The following is a 1967-nucleotide window of genomic DNA, read 5'->3' on the forward strand; positions in this document are numbered from 1 at the left end:
TATCGAGTAGGAGAAAGTCTCCAGTGGAGACTTTCGTCCTCTCACACCACCGTGCGTACCGTTCGGTACACGGCGGTTCATAAGTTTTCAGCTACTTTCAAATACTGGGAGAGCATGGACGGATAGCCCAGCTTTTCCAGTATTTTATTTGTCAGCACAGAGCGGAGCATTTGTGCCGCCCGCCATGTGCCTTTACGACAGTTTGCCAGTTCATGTACACGCCATTCCTCTAAATGCAATGCCCTGAAAATCCGGTAGCGGGTTCTCACCCGCTTCCACTGTTTCCAGTACACCGCCCGGATCCTTCTGCGAAGCCACTCATCTGTCTTTGCCATCAGTGCCCTCATATCCGCATATCGGAAGTAATTCATCCAGCCGCGGACATAGTCCCGCAGCTTCTGCTCCCTCTCCGGATTGCTCCATCGATTGCCTCTGTACGTCAGTTCTCTGAGTTTCTTCTGCATTTTGGCTTTCGACTTCGGGTGTAATCTGAGCCTGCATTTCCCTTTGAATCGGTAAAACCCATAGCCCAGATATTTCACCCTGCTGATGTGTGCCACTGTCGTCTTCTGGAGATTGACTTTCAGAAATAGTTTCCCTGTGATGAATGGGACGATATTTTCCAGCGTGCGTTCCGCGCTTTTCCGGGATTTGCAGAAGATCATGCAGTCATCCGCGTACCTGACAAACTTGTGTCCGCGGCGTTCCAGTTCTTTATCCAGCTCGTTTAGCATTACATTTCCGAGTAATGGACTCAGAGGTCCGCCCTGAGGCACACCTTCTTCTGTTGCGTGAAAGCCGCCGTCTTCCATGACCCCGGCATTCAGGTATTTGTGTATCAGCGATATGACACGTCCGTCCCTGACTGTCCGCGACAGCACCTCTATGAGTCTGCTGTGGTTCACGGTATCAAAGTATGACGCTAAATCCATACTCACTACATACACATAGCCTTCGTCCGCCAGCCTGAGGCACTTCCTCAGGGCGTCATGACATCCTCTTCCCGGCCGAAACCCGAAGCTGTTGTCCGAGAACTGCTTCTCGTATATTGGCATGAGCTCCTGCGCAATCGCCTGCTGGATCACACGATCCACCACCGTCGGTATTCCAAGTTTCCTGACTTTGCCTTTCTCCTCCTTGGGTATCTCTACCCTGCGGACTGGGTTGGGCTTGTATTTCCCCTCCCGCAGCTGCCGGACAAGTCCGCTCTGGTTTTCTCTCAGGTAGGGCAGAAGTTCATCCACCTGCATTCCATCGATCCCACCTTTACCCTTGTTCTTCTTCACCTTCAGGTACGCCTTATTCAGGTTGTCTGCGCGAAGAATGATTTCCAGCAGGTTGTCCGGTTGAAAGTATCTGCTGATGCTGTCGTCATCCGCAATCCTCCGATAGTCCGGCACTCCTGTTTCCTTTCCCTGTTCCGCAGGTATCACACGCAGGTAGTCTTCGATATGAAGTTGTCTGCCGTTAAGTCTGTCCTCGGTTGCCAAGATTTGCTGCATCTCCTTATGTGGAGCCCTTTCCGGTTTACGTACGTTTGCCGGTCTTGTAATACGGCTCCTGCTGACTTCTCACGGTAAACCTTATTTCGACCGTATCCGCGAGTGTTATGTCGCATTGGATACGTCCGTGAGACCTCCCCGGGTACTCACACGTTCTTTCCCACTTATGACTGTCCCATATACTGCTGGCGCTCCGTGCAGTTATTGGACTTTGACTTGCTTGGCAGTCTCATCCGCGCTTCACAGCCTGATGGGCTTCCTGTTCGTCAGCCCAGTGGTTTGCTTACAGCTTCCTTCAGATTCCATCTCGCGGTGGACACCCTTGCTGTTCGGCTATCCCCTTCCCACTGCCGGGCGGGGTCGGGACTTTCACCCTTTGGAACGTGCGCCCGCCGGGCGCACCAACGAGATAAAACACGCTGCGCGAGTTTTATCTCGCTATCGCGACGCTCGCCGCACACGAAT

1 protein-coding gene is annotated in these 1967 nt (G+C 52.7%); it reads right to left on the minus strand.

The window, feature by feature from the left end:
- Positions 1–77: 77 nt before the first annotated feature.
- Positions 78–1490: a group II intron reverse transcriptase/maturase gene (gene ltrA, locus ACTQZS_RS15285; RefSeq protein ID WP_441476585.1), complete on the minus strand. Its 1413-nt coding sequence runs from the start codon at positions 1488–1490 to the stop codon at positions 78–80.
- Positions 1491–1967: the final 477 nt, after the last annotated feature.

It is taken from the genome of Bilifractor sp. LCP19S3_H10, from assembly GCF_052119185.1.
In the GTDB taxonomy this organism is placed as follows: Bacteria; Bacillota; Clostridia; order Lachnospirales; family Lachnospiraceae; genus Bilifractor.